The organism is Rhodophyticola sp. CCM32 (genome assembly GCF_004751985.1).
Classification (GTDB): domain Bacteria; phylum Pseudomonadota; class Alphaproteobacteria; order Rhodobacterales; family Rhodobacteraceae; genus Rhodophyticola.
In genome coordinates this window covers 900777-919149 of the sequence record NZ_CP038492.1, presented here as the reverse complement: position 1 = coordinate 919149, position 18373 = coordinate 900777, and the positions used below count along the sequence as shown (strand labels likewise).

At 62.9% G+C, this 18373-nt stretch carries 18 protein-coding genes and 1 pseudogene; 3 read left to right on the top strand and 16 right to left on the bottom strand.

Annotated elements, in window-relative coordinates; translation table 11 throughout:
* Nucleotide 1: 1 nt before the first annotated feature.
* The 8 genes and pseudogenes from E2K80_RS04430 to E2K80_RS04400 form a co-directional block, all read right to left on the bottom strand.
* Nucleotides 2–1378, bottom strand: a complete 1377-nt coding sequence (locus tag E2K80_RS04430) for a dihydroorotase (RefSeq protein WP_135373156.1) — start codon at nt 1376–1378, stop codon at nt 2–4.
* Nucleotides 1371–2057 (bottom strand): aspartate/glutamate racemase family protein, encoded by a 687-nt coding sequence (locus tag E2K80_RS04425; RefSeq protein ID WP_135373154.1) that lies wholly within the window; start codon nt 2055–2057, stop codon nt 1371–1373. Before E2K80_RS04425 ends, E2K80_RS04430 begins: the two co-directional genes overlap by 8 nt.
* Before the next feature lie 30 nt (nt 2058–2087).
* Nucleotides 2088–2345, bottom strand: a complete 258-nt coding sequence (locus tag E2K80_RS19450; protein ID WP_238475656.1) for a hypothetical protein — start codon at nt 2343–2345, stop codon at nt 2088–2090.
* Nucleotides 2346–2366: 21 nt separating this feature from the next.
* Nucleotides 2367–2749 (bottom strand): annotated as a pseudogene (locus E2K80_RS19445) (ATP-binding cassette domain-containing protein); the annotation flags it as partial.
* Nucleotides 2750–2790: 41 nt separating this feature from the next.
* Complete coding sequence (locus E2K80_RS04415; RefSeq protein WP_135373152.1) at nt 2791–3558, bottom strand: ABC transporter ATP-binding protein; 768 nt, start codon at nt 3556–3558, stop codon at nt 2791–2793.
* Nucleotides 3555–4568, bottom strand: coding sequence for a branched-chain amino acid ABC transporter permease (locus E2K80_RS04410; RefSeq protein ID WP_135373150.1), 1014 nt, complete (start codon nt 4566–4568; stop codon nt 3555–3557). The genes E2K80_RS04415 and E2K80_RS04410 overlap by 4 nt, the downstream gene beginning before the upstream one ends.
* A 111-nt stretch (nt 4569–4679) precedes the next feature.
* A complete protein-coding gene (locus E2K80_RS04405) occupies nt 4680–5444 on the bottom strand; it encodes a branched-chain amino acid ABC transporter permease (RefSeq protein WP_168193097.1) in 765 nt (254 codons plus the stop codon).
* Nucleotides 5445–5518: 74 nt separating this feature from the next.
* Entirely contained in the window at nt 5519–6700 is a 1182-nt protein-coding gene (locus E2K80_RS04400; protein WP_135373146.1) for an ABC transporter substrate-binding protein, read from the bottom strand.
* A gap of 158 nt (nt 6701–6858) precedes the next feature.
* Here E2K80_RS04400 and E2K80_RS04395 point away from each other — a divergent pair, with 158 nt between their 5' ends.
* Entirely contained in the window at nt 6859–8496 is a 1638-nt protein-coding gene (locus E2K80_RS04395; RefSeq protein WP_135373144.1) for an NAD(P)-binding domain-containing protein, read from the top strand.
* A gap of 38 nt (nt 8497–8534) precedes the next feature.
* Here the strand turns inward: E2K80_RS04395 and E2K80_RS19910 are convergent, their stop codons facing one another.
* Entirely contained in the window at nt 8535–9407 is an 873-nt protein-coding gene (locus tag E2K80_RS19910; RefSeq protein ID WP_338014577.1) for an NAD(P)H-hydrate dehydratase, read from the bottom strand.
* A 77-nt stretch (nt 9408–9484) separates the two neighbouring features.
* Entirely contained in the window at nt 9485–10150 is a 666-nt protein-coding gene (locus E2K80_RS19905; protein WP_135373140.1) for an NAD(P)H-hydrate epimerase, read from the bottom strand.
* A gap of 173 nt (nt 10151–10323) precedes the next feature.
* Between E2K80_RS19905 and E2K80_RS04380 the strand changes: the two genes are divergently transcribed.
* A complete protein-coding gene (locus tag E2K80_RS04380) occupies nt 10324–10662 on the top strand; it encodes a P-II family nitrogen regulator (protein ID WP_135373138.1) in 339 nt (112 codons plus the stop codon).
* 73 nt (nt 10663–10735) lie between these two features.
* Entirely contained in the window at nt 10736–12142 is a 1407-nt protein-coding gene (gene glnA, locus E2K80_RS04375; RefSeq protein ID WP_135373136.1) for a type I glutamate--ammonia ligase, read from the top strand.
* Nucleotides 12143–12342: 200 nt separating this feature from the next.
* Here the strand turns inward: glnA and E2K80_RS04370 are convergent, their stop codons facing one another.
* From E2K80_RS04370 to E2K80_RS04345, 6 genes are all read right to left on the bottom strand, one after another.
* Nucleotides 12343–12630 carry a transposase gene (locus E2K80_RS04370; protein ID WP_135373134.1) on the bottom strand — a complete coding sequence of 96 codons (288 nt, stop codon included), beginning with the start codon at nt 12628–12630 and terminating at the stop codon, nt 12343–12345.
* Between the two features lie 241 nt (nt 12631–12871).
* On the bottom strand, nt 12872–14377 hold the full coding sequence (locus tag E2K80_RS04365) for an aldehyde dehydrogenase (NADP(+)) (RefSeq protein WP_135373132.1): 1506 nt from the start codon (nt 14375–14377) through the stop codon (nt 12872–12874).
* A 12-nt stretch (nt 14378–14389) separates the two neighbouring features.
* Nucleotides 14390–15544 (bottom strand): fumarylacetoacetate hydrolase family protein, encoded by a 1155-nt coding sequence (locus tag E2K80_RS04360; protein ID WP_135373130.1) that lies wholly within the window; start codon nt 15542–15544, stop codon nt 14390–14392.
* On the bottom strand, nt 15541–16377 hold the full coding sequence (locus E2K80_RS04355; RefSeq protein WP_135373128.1) for an alpha/beta hydrolase: 837 nt from the start codon (nt 16375–16377) through the stop codon (nt 15541–15543). Before E2K80_RS04355 ends, E2K80_RS04360 begins: the two co-directional genes overlap by 4 nt.
* Nucleotides 16374–17006 (bottom strand): hypothetical protein, encoded by a 633-nt coding sequence (locus tag E2K80_RS04350; protein WP_135373126.1) that lies wholly within the window; start codon nt 17004–17006, stop codon nt 16374–16376. Before E2K80_RS04350 ends, E2K80_RS04355 begins: the two co-directional genes overlap by 4 nt.
* On the bottom strand, nt 16999–18369 hold the full coding sequence (locus E2K80_RS04345; RefSeq protein ID WP_135373124.1) for a substrate-binding domain-containing protein: 1371 nt from the start codon (nt 18367–18369) through the stop codon (nt 16999–17001). Before E2K80_RS04345 ends, E2K80_RS04350 begins: the two co-directional genes overlap by 8 nt.
* Nucleotides 18370–18373 lie beyond the last annotated feature (4 nt).

Below are 18373 nucleotides of genomic sequence, written 5' to 3'. Positions count from 1 at the left end.
ATCAAGTACCTCCCGTCGGGGCGAACCAGCCCCCTGTCATACGTTTCACCAGCCGCCCGTCACCGGGCGCATTCACAATCTTGCTGCCATCCCAGGCCATCGCACCACGCAGATAGGTGGCGACAACGCGCGCATCGAAGATATCGCCGTCAAACGGGCTCCAGCGCAGGCCATCATGGGCGCGGGATGCCTCAAAGGGAAAGCTGCCGGTTTCCAGCACCGCCAGATCAGCCTCACGCCCGACGGCGATCCGGCCCTTGGCATGGTCGATCCCGAAGAACTGCGCGGGCCGGTCCGACAGCATCGTGGCACAGAGCCGCGGCGCATCAAGACCCCGGCGTTCGGCCAGGGTCCAGAACAGCGGCAGCAGCGTCTCGACCCCGGGCACGCCTGCGCCTGCATCAAAGATCGAGGCGGTCAGCTTGTTGTCGATGGGCCAGCTTGAATGATCCGATGAGATCAGCGCAACCTTGCCCCCCGTCACCGCCCGCCACAGCCCGTCAATGGCCCCGGCCCGGATCGGCGGGTTCACCTTCATCCGCGCGCCCAGCCGCGCGCCATCCTCCGCCGCGTCAAGGGCCAGGTAATGCACGCACAGCTCACCGGTCGCGCGGGCGCCACGGGCGGTGAAGGAGGCGACCAGATCGAACCCCGCCTGTGCCGTCAGATGCACCGGGTGCACATGCGCGCCCGCCGCCTCACCCAGGGCCATGAAATGCCCGGTCGCGGCCAGTTCGGCAGCCAGCGGGCGGGCTCTGGCATGGGCTTCGATCCCGTCCTCCCCGGCCGCACGGGCCGCCACCATCCGGGCCAGCACAATTTCCTGATCCTCGTTATGCAGACCAATCGGCAGATCGGTCGGGGCCAGCGCCTCCATCAAATCCAGCATCAGATCCGCAGGGATGCGGGGGAACCGTGTCGGGCTGCTCTCGAAAGACGAGATTTTGAAGGCCACCACGCCGCGCGCGCGCAGAGCCTGCAACTGGCCTGTCCCGGTTTCGGTGGTGAGCGTCCCGTAAAGCGCCATATCCGCATGGGCATGGGTGGCAATCGCCTCGGCCTTCGCGTCGAACCTTTCGGGCCGGTCCAGCGGCAGGGGGTTGTCATAGGGCATGTCGACCAATGTGGTCACACCGCCCGCCAGCGCCCCTTGTGTCGTTTCCTCGATCCCCTTGAGGCCCTGGCAACTGGTGGCATGGGTCTGGCCATCGACCACACCGGGCAGGATATAATCCGTGCCGTGATCGACCGTCTCGCGCGCCTGCGCTGCGGTGCCCTGGCCGATTTCGGCGATGCGCCCGTCAGTTACCGCAACCCAGCCATCGTTCAGAATATCCGCATCCGTGACGATCCGGCCCTTGATGATCCTGTCATACATGCAATGTTTCCGCCCCGTATCCCATATCCAGCGCTGTGACCGCGGCAGAGACCGCAGCCTGCACCGGGTCCAGCACGACGCAGCCCAGATCGGCCTGCAACGCCGCGCGCTGATTGCCCATGCCCGCGCATCCCAGGATCAAAACCTGCGCCCCATCCTCGATCAATGCAGCACCGGTGCGGGCGATGGCCGCATGTGCGGCATCAAAATCATTCGCCTCGGCCACCGACATATCAACGGCCCGGTCCCCCGCCAGCCGCGAGAGCAGGCCGAAACCCTCGATCATCCGCCGGTGCCGCGCCACCGATGACGCCCCCAGCGAGATCACCCCGAACCGGTCCCCATGCAGAAGCGCGCCCACATAGGCCGCCTCGGCAATGCCGAAAACCAGCGGCATGCCCGCCCGGCGCAGGCCCGCCACCCCCGGGTCAGAGAAACAGGCGATCACATACGCATCCGCCGGTGTGGCACGCACGAACCCTTCAACCATCGGGCCGACCTGATTCACATCGGCATCGGTTTCGATCCCGATCGGGGCCCCGGCCAGGGTGTGGCAGGTGATATGATGGGCCGTCAGCGTCCTTTGATGCGCCAGACAGGCATCCATCGACGCGGTGACATCGGTGGAACTGTTGGGGTTGAGCACAACAACCTGCCGCGTGCCATGGCCCGCATCCATCGCATCAGGTTTTATGAGGTCGCGAATGGTTCAGCCTCCCAGATATTTCTGCCGGAACGAGGTATCATTCATCAGATCCGCCGCCCCCATTTCAGTTTGGACCGCGCCCTGTGACAGGACAATGGCGCGATCGGTGATCTTCAGGGCCATGCGCACATTCTGCTCGGCCAGAATGATTGACACCTTGCTGTCTGACAGGCCCCCCAGATAGGTAAACACCTCCTCCACCATCAGGGGCGACAGGCCCAGAGACGGCTCATCCACCAGCAAAAGACGCGGCCGGGCCATCAGGGCGCGGGCGATGGCAAGTTGTTGCTGCTCCCCCCCGACAATGTGCCGGCCTGCCGTCGCGCCTTTTGTCTGAGAACCGGGAACTTGTCGAAATAAAGCGCCATATCCGCGTCGATACCTTCGCGGTCCGAGCGCGTATAGGCCCCGACACGCAAATTCTTCTCCACGCTCAATTGCGGAAAGACATGGCGGCCAGCGGGCACCTGCGCCACACCGCGCCGTACCCGGTGTTCCGGCGCGATCCGGTCAAGCCGTTCACCATTGATCCGCACCTCGCCCTTTCTGGGCCGGATCTCTCCGGTGATCGCTTTCAGGATCGTGCTTTTGCCAGCGCCGTTATGACCGATCAGGGCGATGCGTTCGCCCGGTGTGACGGTCAGGCTGAGATCGTTGAGGATCATCCGGCTGCCATAGCCCGCCGTCACATTGCACATCTCAAGTGTCATGCGGCCCCCGTTCCCAGATAGGCCTCGATCACCCGCGTATCGCTGACAACCTCTGACGGCGTGCCCTCGACCAGCTTGCGACCGGCCTCCAGCACAACCATCCGGTCTACGAAACGCGACAGGATCGGCACATTATGTTCGATCACGATCAGGGTCAGGTCATGGCGGTCGCGCATGGATTGCACCAGCGTCAGAATTTCATCGGCCTGCACATCGTTCATACCGGCCGTGGGTTCGTCCAGCAGCAGGATACACGGTTCGGCGTTGAGCGCACGGGCCAGTTCCAGCCGCTTGGTCTGGCCATAGGACAGCGCCGCCGCCCGCGCGCCCTCATACCCTTCCAGCCCCACTTCGGCCAGACAGGCACGGGCCCGGTCGCGGGCCTCTGCCTCGCTCCGCCGCACCGCCCCGGTCTGCAAAATCTGCCCCATAAGCCCCCGTTCGGCATTGCGGTGGCCGCCGCAGATCACATTCTCAAGCGCGGTCATGCCGGTGAACAGGCGCAGGTTCTGGAAGGTCCGCACCAGCCCGTGATTGACGATCCGGTGCGGTCTCTCTCCGGTGATCGCGCGCGCCTCCAGCATCACCTGCCCCGCATCCGGGCGTTCCAGCCCCGAAATCACGTTGAACAGCGTCGTCTTGCCCGATCCGTTGGGTCCGATGATGCCCAATGTGTCACCTGCGGCCACGTCGAAAGACACCTCTGACAGGGCCTGAACCCCGACATAAGCCTTTGAGATATCCTGACAGCTGAGCAGGGTCATCGCATGTCCCGCTCCCGGCCCATGGCCCTGTCGATCAGCCGTTGGATGCTGCGCGGCATTTCCCCCATCCCCAGCAGGCCATGGGGCCGCAGAATCATCAGCAGAACCAGCGTCGCACCGGCCACGCCGGGCCGGATGGTGATCAGCCAGGGTTCAGATGACCGCAAGGCCTCGGGGATCATGATCATCAGGAACGCGCCCAGTGCCGCGCCCGGCGCGCTGGCCAGACCGCCCAGGATCGCCATCTGCATGATGATCAGCGACTCCTCCAGCTTGAACATGTCGGGTGAGATGAAACGCATGTAATGGCCATAGATGCTGCCACCCAGACCGCAGAGACCGCAGCCGATGGCGAAGGCCAGCACCTTGGCCCCGGTCACATTGACCCCCAGGGCGCCTGCGGCAACCTCATCATCGCGGACCATCTTGAGGGTGCGGCCCAACTGCCCGCGCATCAGCCGGGAGATCATTGCATAAAGGATCACACACACCCCGAGGATCAGCCAGAACTGCTCTGCCGGGCGGTCGGCGCGCCAGCCCAGAACATTCATCGCGGGCACGGCGGGGATGCCCATCGGGCCGCGCGTGACATCCATCCAGTTATTGGCAACCACAAAGAATATCTGATTGAAGGCGATGGTCACCAGCGACAGGAAATCCGACTTGACCCTGAGACAGGGCAGCGCCAGCAATGCCCCCGCCCCGGCAGAGGCACCACCCGCAATCAGGAATGCCAGCAGCCAGGGCACGCCGAACTGCATCGTCAGGATCACCGAGACATAGGCGCCCGTACCCGCAAATGCCGCCTGCCCCAGGGTCAGCATCCCGGCCCAGCCGGTGATCACGTTCTGGCCCAGAACGAAGATTGCATAGATCATTGTCAGGCTGAAAATATGCAGCCAGAACCGGCCCGGCAGCACGAAGGGCAGAATTGCCATCGCAGCAATGAAGAGCAGCGGTGCAAACCGGCGCCAGGCCGGGCCCTGCGCGGGGGTCAGGATCGCCATCATCTCAGGATCTTTCCGCCGAGGCCACGCCGAACAGCCCGTTGGGCCGGAACAGCAGGACCGCCACGATGATGGCAAGGCTGACACCGTCCCGATAGGCCGAGCCTGCGGTCATCACCGCAAGGGTTTCAGCCAGGCCCAGCAGGATGCCCCCCAGAACGCGCCCTGAAAACTGCCGATACCGCCCAGCATGGCCGCAGCCCAGGCCTTGGTGGTCGCCATCAGCCCCATCTGCAGGAAGACCGCATTGAAATACATCGCAAAGAGGACCGAACCCGCGACACCCAGAAACCCGCCAAGCGCATAGATCGCCACGATCACACCATTGACCGGAATGCCCATCAACTGCGCCGTGGGCAGATCCTGGCAGACACATTGGGCGGCAATCCCGAACTTGGTCTTATGCAGAAAGAATGACGCCCCGATGACCAGCACCAGCGAGATCGCAAGAATGATCAGGGATTGCGATGACAGGGTGATACCCCCGATCTCGACCGGAAAGCGGGGGATAAGCTGCGGGAAGGAGCGCACTTCGGGGCCCCAGATCAATTGCGCCGCCGCCGCCAGAACAAGGCCCGCGCCAAGGGCGCTGATCATCGGAACGATGCGGTTGGCATGCCGGACCGGACGATAGGCGATGCGTTCAACCGCCATGGCGATCACAGCACCGGAACAACAGGCCAGAAAGATTGCCAGCAGCGGCGGCAACCCGGCCTCGATCAGGCTCAGCGCCACGAAAGAGCCGACCATGATCACATAGCCATGGGCGAAATTGATCAGATTCAGGATCGAATAGACCATGCTGTAGCCCAGCGCGATCAGGGCATAGATGGCGCCCACCGCGATGCCGTTCGACAATTGTTCAAGATAATAATCCAAGGGGCGGTCTCCGGGCGGTAAAGGCAGGGGGCGCATGTGCCGCCCCCTGCAACTGTCTTAGCGTGTCGCGCGGATCAGCGCAGCACATCCAGCCCGGTTTCATCCACGCTTTCACCGGTTGATCTGAAACTGCCATCCTCCACGGTGATCACCGCGAAGGTGCGGTTCATCACATCGCCCTTGGCATCCCAGTTATAGGTGCCGCCCGCCCCCTCGAACGTGCTGGCCTTGGCGTCCGCGATCAGGGTTTCGGCTGTGCTGTCCTCGCCCATCAGCGCCTGCATCAGCAAAAGCAGATCGCTGGTGAACACGGCAACCTGGCTGGGCAGCGCATCATAATCCTCGGCAAACTGGGACATGAAGGCCTGCGTGGTCTCGTTCTCCGCATAGGGATCATAGGCCGCCAGAATGCTGGCCCCTTCGGCTGCACCTTGGCTCAACTCGATGAACTCGTTATAGAGCAGCGAATCCGGGCCCACGACGGGGATATCCGTCACGCCCTGCGCCTGGGCCTGCCCCATGAACAGACCGCCCTCGGTATAGTTGCAGTTGAGCATGAACACATCCGCGCCCGCCGCCTTGAACGTGCTGATAATGGAGGAAAAATCCCGGTCTACATTCGGGGTAAACCCACCCTCGGCCACGATATTGGCATCCAGCGCCTCGGCAGCGATGACCATCTCGTCGCGCAAACCGCGGCCGTAATCATCGTTGGCGAACAGAATGGCCAGGTTCCGCTTGCCCAGATTGTTGACCGCATAGGCCGAATATTGTTGCGCCCCGTAATCGCCACGGATCGTCATGCGGATGATATTCTCCCACCCGTTTTCCGTGACCTGCGAGTTCGAGGATGAGCCGCATAATACGGGAATTCCGGCCTCGGCATAGATCGGCATGGCCGCCAGGGTGCAGGAAGAATTCACATGACCGACAACAGCCACGTATTCGCCCGAATCCACAATCCGGCGCGCGACCGAGGCCGCCTCGCGCGGCTGGCCCATATCGTCGAAGACGTCATAGGTAATGGCGCGCCCGCCAATGCCGCCCGTGGCCTCGATCACCTTGATCGCGGCATCGGCACCGCGTTGCGCGTTCAGACCGAACGAGGCTGAATCCCCGGTCATCGGCGCGGCCAGGGCGATTTTGATATCCCCCTCCTGCGCCCAGATACGTTGTGTCAGCAGCATGGTGGCAGCAGCACTGCCAACGCCGGATTTCAGAATCGTGCGGCGACTGAATTTCGAAGTATTCGACATTTTTTATCCCCTGTTGGTTCGCGTCACGGCCCACCGTCCGCATATGTTCGAAGCGAATCATGTCACGGCAACCGATAATGAGATTACTACTGATATATCAGAGATCATCAACATTGACATACTTATGAGAACATCTTTTAGTCCCCGGCGGAGGAACAGTGCATGACAAACAGGCAGATGAGGCTGAAATGACGGAAAATGAGCGGGTTTTGGAAAGTGGCTGGAAGGTGCGGCCCCTGAGTTTCGAAGGGATGCGCGATCATCTGACCAATCTGACGGCCATTGAGCATGATGATCTGCGCACCGGCCTGAAACCGCCTTTCTGCCAGACTGTTCTGCCCGATGCCGAGGCCCGGCTTTCCTGCCTGACCGACCGGGTGCATCATGACCTCGACATATTGCTGTATCCAAAAGACAAATGGGTCTTTCCCCGCACCTCTTCCACGGGCGAACATGTGTATGATGTTGTCATCGTGGGTGGCGGGCAATGCGGCCTGTCGGTGGGCCATGGGCTGTTGCAGGAAAAGGTCGATAATTTCCTGATACTTGATCGTGCTCCCGCAGGGCGTGAAGGGCCCTGGATGACCTATTCGCGCATGTGGACCCTGCGGTCCCCCAAACATGTCGGCGGGCCCGAACTGGGCATGCCTTCGCTTGCCGGGCGCAGCTGGTTCGAGGCGGTCTATGGGCCCGAAGGCTGGGACGCGCTCGACAAATGGCCCCGCCAGCTGTGGCAGAGCTATCTTGACTGGTTCCGCGCGGCGCTGAACCTGCCCGTGCGCAATGATGCCGAGGTTGCGGGCTTCGCGCAGGAAGGCGAGTTTGTACGTGTCACCCTGACCTCGGGCGAAAGCGTTCTGAGCCGCAAGGTCGTGCTGGCCACGGGGATTGAGGGCATGGGAAACTGGCGCGTGCCGTCCTTCATCCGCGAAAACGTTCCGCAAAGCGCCTATACCTTGTGCACCGACGATGTGGACAGCCTGGACTGGAAGGGACAAACCGTCGCAGTTCTGGGCGCCGGTGCCACCGGCTGGGACCGCGCCGCCGACCTGCTGGAACTTGGCGCGGCAGGGGTGACCATCTACATGCGTCGTGCCGGTGTGTTGCAATCCAACGCGTTCCGGTATCTGGAAAAATCCGGCTATCTCAGGCATTTCGCCTCGATGACCGATGCCGAGAAATGGCGCTGGATTCAGAAAATCTTCACCTTTGGCCAACCGCCCACCCAGGACGGTGTTGACCGTTGTGCGCAATTCCCCAACTTCGCCCTGCATCAGGGCGCGACCTGGACCGACACGCGCATCACCGATGATGAACGCGTCGAAGTGACGGCAAGCGACGGGACCAGGGCGGTCTTTGATCACCTGTTCATCGGCTGCGGCTTTTCCGTCGACGCCCGCAACCGGCCTGAATTGCGGCCCTTTGCCGATAACATCCTGTTGTGGCGCGACGTACATGAGTCGCCTGCCGAGGCCACAGATACCTGGTTGATGAGCTATCCCTATCTGACCCGCGATCTGCGCTTTAAAGAGCGGGACCCGGGCAAGACGCCGGTTCTCAACAACATCTATTGCTTCAACTACGGCGCGACGGTGACAAACGCCCATTCCGGCGGGTCGCTGTCAGGGCTGCGCTATGGCCTGCCGCCGCTGATCCACGGGCTGACCCATGCCCTGTGGATGGAGGATGAACCGGTCCATTTCGCCTATACCCGCGACTGGGACCAGATCGACACTGACCCGTCCATTCTGGCCGATCACATCATCTCTGCCGCACCGGAACTGACCAACGCCTAAAGCGCAGCACCCCGGTTTTCACCTGCCCCAATACAGCTTCATCCGGTCTGGGGGAGGTTACCGGTTTCAAGCAGGCGCAGCACCTTCGGCAGCATCTCGGGCAGGTCCTCGGCAATCAGGCCCGGGCCGAACATGCTGGCGCAGCGCATATGCAGCCATGCGCCGGTCTCGGCGGCTTCCATAGGGGCAAAGCCCCGCGCCAGAAGCCCGCAGATCATTCCGGCCAGAACATCGCCCGATCCGGCCGTCGCCAGCCAGGGCGCGGTGCCTGAATTGACCGCGCACCGCCCGTCTGGGGCCGCGATGACGGTGTCCGCGCCTTTGAGCAGCACCACACATCCCGCCCGCGCCGCCGCCTCACGGCAGGCCTCATCCCTTGAGGAACCCGGACCGGTTTCCGGCGCGGCGGCTGTTTTTGCCGCAATATCCGGGAACAGGCGGGCAAATTCCCCCGCATGGGGTGTCAGCACGACCCTCGCATGCAGCAATGCGAACAAGGTCTGCGGATCGTTTTCAAAGGAGGTCAGGGCATCGGCGTCCAGCACCACGGACCGGGCCGGGTAAGAGGGTGAGACCCCCTGCCCCAGGGCGGCCCTGACCAGCGCCTGCGTCCTCTCTCCCACGCCGATCCCGGGGCCCAAGCATATTGCGTTGATCCGCGTGTCGTCCAGCAGCGCCGCAAGCCCTTCTGCCCCGTCGCTTTTCCTGAGCATGATCGCGGTCAGTTGCGTGGCGCATTCCATCATCGCCGATCCGGGCGCGGCCACGGTCACCAGCCCTGCCCCGATCCGCAAGGCACCGCGCGCGGCCAGCCGGGCGGCCCCGCTGCGACCCATCGGGCCCGACAGGATCATGGCATGGCCATGGCTGTATTTATGAGCCTCCGGCGATTTGCGCAGAGCCTCTGCCATGGCCGGGCCACCGGTAATTTGACGAGGGTGTCGAAACATTCATGCCTCCGGCGGGCGTATTTGGAACAAGAAGAAGGTCACAGCCCGATGTCTTTGACAACAACCTTGCCGCAATATGAGGGGCCTCTGCCCATCACATGGCCTTTCTTAAGCCCGTGAAACGTGACCGTGAGATCGGCGGAAAAGGCATGTTCACCGCCCAGGGGCTGCCCGGTATCCGCATCCAGACCTGCCGGGATATCGACCGAAACAATGGCGGGGCCGGGTGCAGTATCCGTCAGCCGGGTATTCGAGATAATATCAGGAAACGGATGGCGCAGGGGACGGGTCAACCCGATGCCGAACAAGGCCTCGATCACAAGGTCATAATGCAGGCGGAAATCCGGGGCCTGGTGGGCCGGGAGACCCGGATGAACCTGCCCGCCCTGTTTGATCCAGCGCTTATAATTGCGCCCTGCATCCGGCGGCAGTTTTGTCGGATCGCCATAGAGGAACAACGCCACCCGCCAGCCCCGCGCCTTCAACATCCGGGCCACCACAAACCCGTCACCGCCATTATTGCCCGGCCCGCACAGCAGCGCAGCCCGCTGCGGCCCCTGCGCGAAGGCGGGCCATTGCTCCAGAATTGCCTCAACCACGCCCTGCCCGGCACGTTCCATCAGGGCCAGCCCCGTGACATCGCCCCGCTTGATCGCGTCCTGTTCGATGGCCCGCATCCGGGCCGCTGTCAGCAATTCTGCCACCTGGCACCTCTCCCGATTCAATATCGCACAAAAAGGGGGCGCATCGCACAATCCTTCACCGCGACGCCCGGAATCCCCAATCTGCACAGCCCTGCGTCACGCTACCCGATTGCCCCCTTTGAGCGAAAGTGGTGTCACGGGCGGGCATGCAAGATCGAGGAGGCAAGGGCGTTATGAAAAAGATCGAGGCGATCATCAAACCGTTCAAACTGGACGAGGTGAAAGAAGCCCTGCAGGAGATCGGGATTCAGGGGCTGAGCGTGACCGAGGTCAAGGGGTTCGGCCGCCAGAAAGGTCACACGGAACTGTATCGCGGCGCTGAATATGTGGTGGATTTTCTGCCCAAGGTGAAGATCGAGGTCGCGCTGCCCGATGATCAGGTGGATGCCGCGATCGAGGCGATCATCACTGCCGCCAAGACCGACAAGATCGGCGACGGCAAGATCTTTGTTTCCCCCCTCGAACAGGCGATCCGCATCCGCACCGGAGAATCCGGCGAAGACGCGCTCTGACGCCGGACGAATTTCGTAAATTTCGGGGCGCTGCTGCCCCGGCAACAGACCCATAACGTTAAGGAAGGTCACGATGAGCAACGAGAACGTTCTGAAAATGATCAAGGATGAGGATGTCGAATATGTCGATATCCGGTTTACGGATCCCCGCGGCAAGCTTCAGCATGTGACTGTGATGTCCGATCAGGTTGATGAGGATTTTCTGGAAGAGGGCTTCATGTTCGACGGCTCCTCCATTGCCGGCTGGAAAGGCATCGAAGCCTCGGACATGAAACTGATGCCCGACACCGAAAGCGCCTATATTGATCCGTTCTATGCGGAAAAAACGCTTTGCGTGCATTGTTCCATTCTGGAACCCGATACCGGCGAAAGCTATGAACGCGATCCGCGCGGAACCGCGGAAAAGGCCGAGGCGTATCTGAAATCCTCGGGCATTGGTGATGTGGCCTATTTCGGGCCCGAGGCGGAGTTTTTCCTGTTCGACGATGTGCGCTACTCGGTCGGGATGAACAAGGTCTCCTATGAGGTGGATGCCCAGGATGCGTCCTGGAACACCGATACGGAATATGAGATGGGCAATATGGGCCATCGGCCCGGCGTCAAGGGCGGCTATTTCCCGGTGAACCCCACCGATGCCAGCCATGATCTGCGTTCGGAAATGCTGTCAACGATGAAGCGCGTCGGGATGGATGTGGACAAGCATCACCACGAGGTTGCCTCCTGCCAGCATGAGCTTGGCCTGATTTTCAGCTCACTGACCAAACAGGCCGATGAGCTTCAGAAATACAAATACATCATCCACAACGTGGCCCATGCCTATGGCAAATCGGCCACTTTCATGCCGAAACCCATCGCCGGTGATAACGGCACCGGCATGCATGTGAACATGTCGATCTGGAAGGGTGGCAAGCCGTTGTTTGCAGGCGATAAATACGCCGATCTCAGCGATGAGGCGCTGTATTTCATCGGCGGGGTTCTGAAACATGCCAAAACCCTGAACGCGTTCACCAACCCCTCCACCAACAGCTACAAGCGCCTGATCCCGGGGTTTGAGGCGCCGGTTCTGCGGGCCTATTCCGCGCGCAACCGCTCGGGCTGTGTGCGCATTCCGTGGACGGAATCGCCCAAGGCCAAACGGGTCGAGGCGCGGTTCCCCGACCCGTCCGCCAACCCCTATCTGTGCTTTGCCGCCCTTCTGATGGCCGGGCTTGACGGGATTGCCAATAAAATCCACCCCGGTGAACCGTCTGACAAAGACCTTTATGATCTGCCCCCCGAAGAGCTGGCAGGCATCCCCACGGTCTGTGCCTCGCTGCGCGAGGCGCTGGACAGTCTGGAAGCCGATCATGATTTCCTGCTGGCCGGTGACGTGTTCACCAAGGACCAGATCGAAGGCTATATGGAACTGAAATGGGAAGAGGTGTACGCGTTCGAACACACCCCGCACCCGGTGGAATATCTGAACTATTACAGCTGCTGAACCAGCTTCGTATGAGACCCGGATCAGGGCGCCCCAAGCGGGCGCCCTTTTTCATGAGCGGCTTATAGTTTCAGCCTGAAATCCTGAATCACCCCGCACCATGCTCCCGCCCGGACCGCCCCCACGGCGCGGGCGATGCCCTCCACGCAATGCATATGTGGTCAGAGTTTTGGGCTGACGCCTTATAGTATCCCTTTTGGTCAAGCTCTGATTTCAACCCATTCTCGGCCTTCTTTGACGAGAGTATTTGCGAGGATGAGGAGCTTGCGCATGATAGCTGTCAGCACCACTTTCGGCGGTTTTCCGGCAGCTTTCATGCGTTCGTATTGGGTCGCGACGATTGCAGGCATGTAGAGTGCGTCACGCAGAGGTTTTCTTCCGCCCTGGATGAAGGACTGGCCTCGCCACCGGCCCGACTGCCGTGTGATCAGGGCGACGCCCGCCAGGCTGGCGACAGCCTTTTTGCGTAAACGCCCGATCTCTGGCACTCATTGATCGGCAGGGCATTTCGGCACGAAATGTCCCGAGAATGACGATCAGGATCGTCGTGGCGGCGACTGCACCGATGCCCTTGATGCTCTGCATCAGGTACAGCGCACGCTTCCGATCTGTGCAGGTTTCCAATTGCACCCGGATGGTGTGATCAATCTCTGCCAAATCCGCGACGACCAGGCGTAACCGGCGCCGGGTCATGTGTAATGACATGGATCAGATAAATGCAGACGCAGCCTAATCCCGCAAATCTGCGGGCAGCAAATCCCCTGGGATCGACTGAAAGCAGACCGGACGCAGGAACCGGCGGATCGCCATCGTCCCGACCGAGGTGGCCCCGAAATTGGTGGAGGCCGGATAGGGCCCGCCATGCACCATCGCATCGCAGACCTCCACCCCTGTGGGGAACCCGTTGGTCAGGATACGCCCCGCCTTGCGGGTCAGCACCGGCATCAATCCGGCGGCGGCCTCGTGATCGTCATCATCCAGATGCAGGGTGCAGGTCAGTTGCCCCGACAGGGATCGGGCGATGGCCGCCATCTGATCCATATCGCGCACCGTCACGACCAGACCGACCGGGCCGAAAATCTCCTCGGCCAGATCCGCATTGGCCAGCCAGTTTTCCGCATCCGTAAGGTACAAAGCGGGCTCCGCCGATCTTTGGTCGCAGCCTGCGCTGACCAGTTCCTGCACATCCCTGGTTTCGGCCATCCGGGTTTTGCCGGCCCTGTAGGCCTCGGCGATGCCACCGGTCAGCATGGTCTGCGGCGCGGTTGCGCGCAGGCCTTCGGCGGCGGCCTCAACAAACGGTCCGGCCTGGTCTTGCTGCACGATGGCAATGCCCGGATTGGTACAGAACTGCCCGGCCCCCATGCTCAGCGACCCCGCCCATCCGGCCCCGATCTCAGCCCCGCGCGCGCCTGCGGCCCCGGGCAGAAGAAACATCGGGTTGACCGATCCAAGCTCTCCAAAGAAGGGAATGGGATCGGGCCGTGCCGCGCACAGATCGAACAGGGCGCGCCCGCCCCTGAGCGAACCGGTAAACCCCGCCGCGGTGATCAGCGGATGCTGTACCAGCGCCTGCCCCACCTCGAAACTGCCGCCATGGACCAGAGAGAACACGCCGGCCGGCATGCCCTGCGCGGTGATCGCCGCCAGTATCGCCTGGGCCACGATCTCACTGGTGCCGGGATGGGCCTCATGGCCTTTGACAACCACCGGGCAGCCTGCGGCCAGGGCCGAGGCCGTATCGCCCCCCGCCACCGAAAACGCCAGCGGGAAGTTCGAAGCGCCGAAAACCGCCACCGGACCAACCGGCAGTTGTATCATCCGCAGATCGGGGCGCGGCAAGGGGGCCCGGTCGGGCAAGGCCGGATCGTGGCGCAGATCAAGATAGGCTTCTTGCCGGATATGGCTGGCAAACAGCCGCAATTGCCCGGTTGTGCGGCCACGCTCCCCCTCAAGCCGGGCCTCGGGCAACCCGGTTTCCGCAGCCCCGATCGCCGTCAGATCGGCGCCGCGCCGTTCAATCTCATCAGCGATGGCATCCAGAAAATCGGCCCGGGCTGCGCGCGAGGTTGCGGCATAGCTGTCAAACACCGCCTCCGCTGCCTGACAGGCGCGATCCACCAGATCCCGTGATCCGGTATGAAATTCCTGCACCGCGCCATTGACCGGGGCGTTTTGAAACCGCCCCGGTCCATCCACCCAGTCTCCGGCGATAAGATGTTGTCCTGTCAGCATGCGTTGTGATCCTCAAAGAAGGTTTCGTTGTGCCAGATTGCGCATCAGCGCGGCGGTGCCAAATGTCCATTCCGGCGCCTCGGTCGACAGGCGCACGGTGTTTTGCAGGCTTCCCAGAAGCGCGGTATGGATCCGCACCACATCGCCCAGTTTATGGGTAAAGCCCTTGCCCGGAATATCCCGGTCTTCGGTCGGCGCGAACAGCGTACCCAGAAACAGAAACACCCCATCGGGATACTGATGATGCGGCCCGCGAACCTGCGCCACCAGATCTTCGGGGTCACGACTGATTTCAGCCATAGAGGAGTGTCCGTTCAGGGTGAACCCCTCGGGTCCGGTCACTGTCAGGTCAATATCCATACGGCGGATATCGTCAAGTCCAAATCCGGTGTCGAACAAACGCAGGGCCGGGCCGATGGCGCAGGCCGCGTTGTTATCCTTGGCTTTGCCCAGAAGCAGGGCCGAGCGGCCCTCCACATCGCGCAGGTTCACGTCATTGCCAAGCGTGGCCCCCTTGATCCGGCCCCGGCTGTCCACCGCCAGCACGATTTCGGGTTCGGGGTTGTTCCAGGTCGAGACCGGGTGCAGGCCAACCGCCGCGCCGGTGCCCACCGCCGACATCGGTTGTGCCTTGGTAAACACCTCGGCATCCGGGCCGATGCCCACTTCCAGATATTGCGACCAGACCCCAAGTTCGATCAGCGTTTCTTTCAACTGCATGGCCGCGTCTGATCCGGGCCGGATATCCTGCAGGCTGTCGCCGATGACCGCAGTGCATTGGCGGCGCATGTCATCGGCCCTGGACGGATCGCCCATGGCCTTTTCCTCGATCACCCGTTCCAGCATGGAGGCCGCGAATGTCACCCCGCAGGCCTTGATCGCCTGGATGTCACAGGGCGCCAGCGGGACGGGTCTGGCGGGATCGGGCCGTTCCACCGCATTGCGGGCCAGATCGCCCAGATCCATGACCGCCACACCGGGGGCTGTGAAGGCCAGATCGGCGGGGTCATCGGCCTCCAAGAGGGCCTGCATGGTGGGGATGCGGATTGAGGTGATATCTTCCAGCCTATCGCCCACGACCCGCGCCACAATCGGCCCTGTCGCGTCTGGCGACCAGATGCGCATGACAAAACTGCCCTCTTCCGGCAGGTCGAACTCTCGGGTCATGGCGGGGGTCCTTTCACGATATCGGGCATCTGTCCGGTGGTCAGCCAGTGGCATATGTCGGGGATCAGCGGGGCCGGGCCTGTCAGGGTCCGGTGCAGAATATTCATGTGATGCGCTTCTGATACCAGGGCGGAACGGGCCAGAGGCGCAGAGCCCGCCATCTGCTGCGCCCCTTCGCGGAATGCCGCGGTTTCCTCAGCACCTGCCAGAAACAGCACCGGAACCGGCGGGGCAGAGGGGATGCTGTGCGCGGCAATCTCCTCCGCGCTCAACCCCAGATCCGCCTGCAGAAACGAGCGTGCGATCGGGTGCAGGTCAAAGACACCGCTGATGCACACCGCCCCCGCCACCCGTGCCGCGATATCGGGATGGGCAAGCGCGCGCAGGATCAGATGCGCCCCGGCGGAATGGCCGACTGGCACGATCCGCGCCGCAGGCTCCATCTGGATGATCAGGCGCAAACCCGCAGAGATATCCGCCACCAGCCCCTCCATCCGGGTGGCGGGCATCAACCGGTATTCCAGATTGGCGACCTGCCCGCCCAGACCGCCAAGCGCGGGCAGGACAAAACGATGATCCTCGGCCCGCAGCGCCCGCCAATATCCGCCATGCACAAAGACCGGCAGCAGATCGCCCCGGCCCGATCCGGGGCCAGTTTCACCCCATTGGCGCGGGTCTGGGCCATAGGGGTGTCGCTGCAAGGGGATCGTGTCAGCTATGCCTTTGCTGTCAAAAGCCATCCGGTCCAGCCAGGCGGCAAAATCCGGCAGAATTTCAGAGAATTTATAGTGCCGGTCCAGATCAGGCCCGGGCTGCGCAACCGGGTCTGTCATATGTCAGGCGTTTCAGATTGTGACAGACGCGCCCTGGCCCGGCGGAGTGCTGTGTCGATTTCCGCAGATTGCAGCGCCGGGTCGGCGCCCGGAAACACCGCCAGCAGGCAATGCCGGGCCGGATGATGCCCGATCACAAGGGCCCGGATAGCGCTGGAGCGCCCCTGATCCGACCCTTCGAACAGACGCAGGGTTTCGGGGCCATCCCCATCAATCGGGCTCGCCATCAGATAGTCCGGCGACGGGTGGATATAGGCCGGGCCACGCCCCAGAGAGAACGGACCGATATGCAGACCGCGCCCCTCTGCAACCGCCAGACAGGCGGTCACCTGCAGGCTGCGGCGCAGCTCTATCAGGATCGGGTCGACCATGCGGGCCAGATCGCCGAACCCCATGGCCGACAGGCCGATGCGCAAGGCCAGGGGGCCGCGCCGGTAGGTCATGTCGATATCGCGCTGCAACAGGCCCACCGCTTCGGCCTCGGCAGCCGCGCGCCGCCCGGTGCTGACCGGGCGCCCGCTGGCCCGCGCCACGGCCGATGGCTGCGCGCAAAGCTGATCAACCGGCGCATCGGTCAGTGCCGCGAACAGGGCCACGGCCCGCGCATGGGAGGGAGAACTCTCAGTCACCTGACCCTCCCCCATCGGCTGTGAAGGCCAGATCGCGCACACTGGGCCCCTGGGACAGAATGGCATCATCCGGCAGGCCCCATCCCACATGGGTTTCGGCCCAGATATCGGCACGGATATTGCGGGTCTCCTGACCGCGCGGCAGCACGACCGGGGCCGGAACCTCGATCCGGCGCTGCACCGGGCGCCCGGCCAGAATGTCCAGCGCCACCTCGATCGCCCGCCCGCCCATGGCGGCAGGATAATCCACCGCCACAAACGGCAATTTGTGATGCAGGGCCAGTTTGTACATGCGGTTCAGATCACCGCCCGTATGGATCGGCAGCGGCCCGCCCGTCTCGACAAAGCGTTGCAGGGACCCGACCCCCTGAAGGCCGCTGTCACACCAGACACCATCGGGCGGCGGGCTGCCCTGGGCCAGCAGACGGTCCACCGCCCGATACCCCCCCGCATCGGTCCAGCCGGTATAGGACACGGTTTCCACGGTGATGCCCGGATGCGCCGCAAAACTGGCCAGCGCGGCGGCCTGCCGGCGGATCGCAGGGCTGGCCCCTTCGACACCGGACAACATCCAGATACGCCCGGAAAATCCCAGCCGTTCAATCATCCATTGCGCGCAGATACGACCGATCCGACGGTCCGATGCGGTGGCGAAAGACACCAGACATGCCGCATCACTGGGGCGGCGGTCCACCGCCACGATGGGCAGGCCCGCCTCTGCCAGCGCCCGCAGGCGTGCATTGATGGCAGGCGCCGCCGAATGGGTGCAACTGATGATCAGCAGGTCGATCCCGGCGGATACCAATTCGTCGATCTGCTGCAATTGCAGGGCCGGGTCATCATCGGCGCTGCGCATAAGCACCTCTTCCAGCCGGTCCGCATACAGCCGCTGCGAATAGCGCATCGAGGCCAGCAGCGCCGCGCGCCAGGGGTTCGACAGGGACGCGTTTGAGAACCCGATGCGCACCGGCCCGGGCCGCATGAACCCGGATGTGTCAACCGTTTCGGTCAGCGCGCTCTGCCAGTCATCCCCGGGCATCTCGCCGGGCATGTCCTCGGGCACCGGGCCGGTCTGTGCCTGGGGCTGCGCCATCAGGCGCGGCGCGGCGGTGCCATGGGCCAGGGCAGGCTCCAGCGGGCTATACATCAGGCGCGCGGTCGCCGGGCCCAGTTGCAGCAGCCCGTGATCGGCACGAAGAAGCCATCCCTTTGCAACCAGCGCACGGATCAATGCGAAACCCGTCGCCCGTGTCAGACCCGCCCGGCTGAGCAGTACGCCCGTCGGCAGCGGCGTGTTCGCGCCGTCGAACGCCTCCAGCAGCGTTGCGATCCGGGTGATGTTTGAGCCTTTGTGCCCGCTCATTGAT

Bases quoted from the DNA above. Each gene is read 5' to 3' on its own strand.
- E2K80_RS04430 (WP_135373156.1), bottom strand. From the start codon at position 1,378: ATGTATGACAGGATCATCAAGGGCCGGATCGTCACGGATGCGGATATT.
- E2K80_RS04425 (WP_135373154.1), bottom strand. From the start codon at position 2,057: ATGGATGCGGGCCATGGCACGCGGCAGGTTGTTGTGCTCAACCCCAAC.
- E2K80_RS19450 (WP_238475656.1), bottom strand. From the start codon at position 2,345: ATGGCCCGGCCGCGTCTTTTGCTGGTGGATGAGCCGTCTCTGGGCCTG.
- E2K80_RS04415 (WP_135373152.1), bottom strand. From the start codon at position 3,558: ATGACCCTGCTCAGCTGTCAGGATATCTCAAAGGCTTATGTCGGGGTT.
- E2K80_RS04410 (WP_135373150.1), bottom strand. From the start codon at position 4,568: ATGATGGCGATCCTGACCCCCGCGCAGGGCCCGGCCTGGCGCCGGTTT.
- E2K80_RS04400 (WP_135373146.1), bottom strand. From the start codon at position 6,700: ATGTCGAATACTTCGAAATTCAGTCGCCGCACGATTCTGAAATCCGGC.
- E2K80_RS19910 (WP_338014577.1), bottom strand. From the start codon at position 9,407: ATGGCAGAGGCTCTGCGCAAATCGCCGGAGGCTCATAAATACAGCCAT.
- E2K80_RS04380 (WP_135373138.1), top strand. From the start codon at position 10,324: ATGAAAAAGATCGAGGCGATCATCAAACCGTTCAAACTGGACGAGGTG.
- glnA (WP_135373136.1), top strand. From the start codon at position 10,736: ATGAGCAACGAGAACGTTCTGAAAATGATCAAGGATGAGGATGTCGAA.
- E2K80_RS04365 (WP_135373132.1), bottom strand. From the start codon at position 14,377: ATGCTGACAGGACAACATCTTATCGCCGGAGACTGGGTGGATGGACCG.
- E2K80_RS04360 (WP_135373130.1), bottom strand. From the start codon at position 15,544: ATGACCCGAGAGTTCGACCTGCCGGAAGAGGGCAGTTTTGTCATGCGC.
- E2K80_RS04355 (WP_135373128.1), bottom strand. From the start codon at position 16,377: ATGACAGACCCGGTTGCGCAGCCCGGGCCTGATCTGGACCGGCACTAT.
- E2K80_RS04345 (WP_135373124.1), bottom strand. From the start codon at position 18,369: ATGAGCGGGCACAAAGGCTCAAACATCACCCGGATCGCAACGCTGCTG.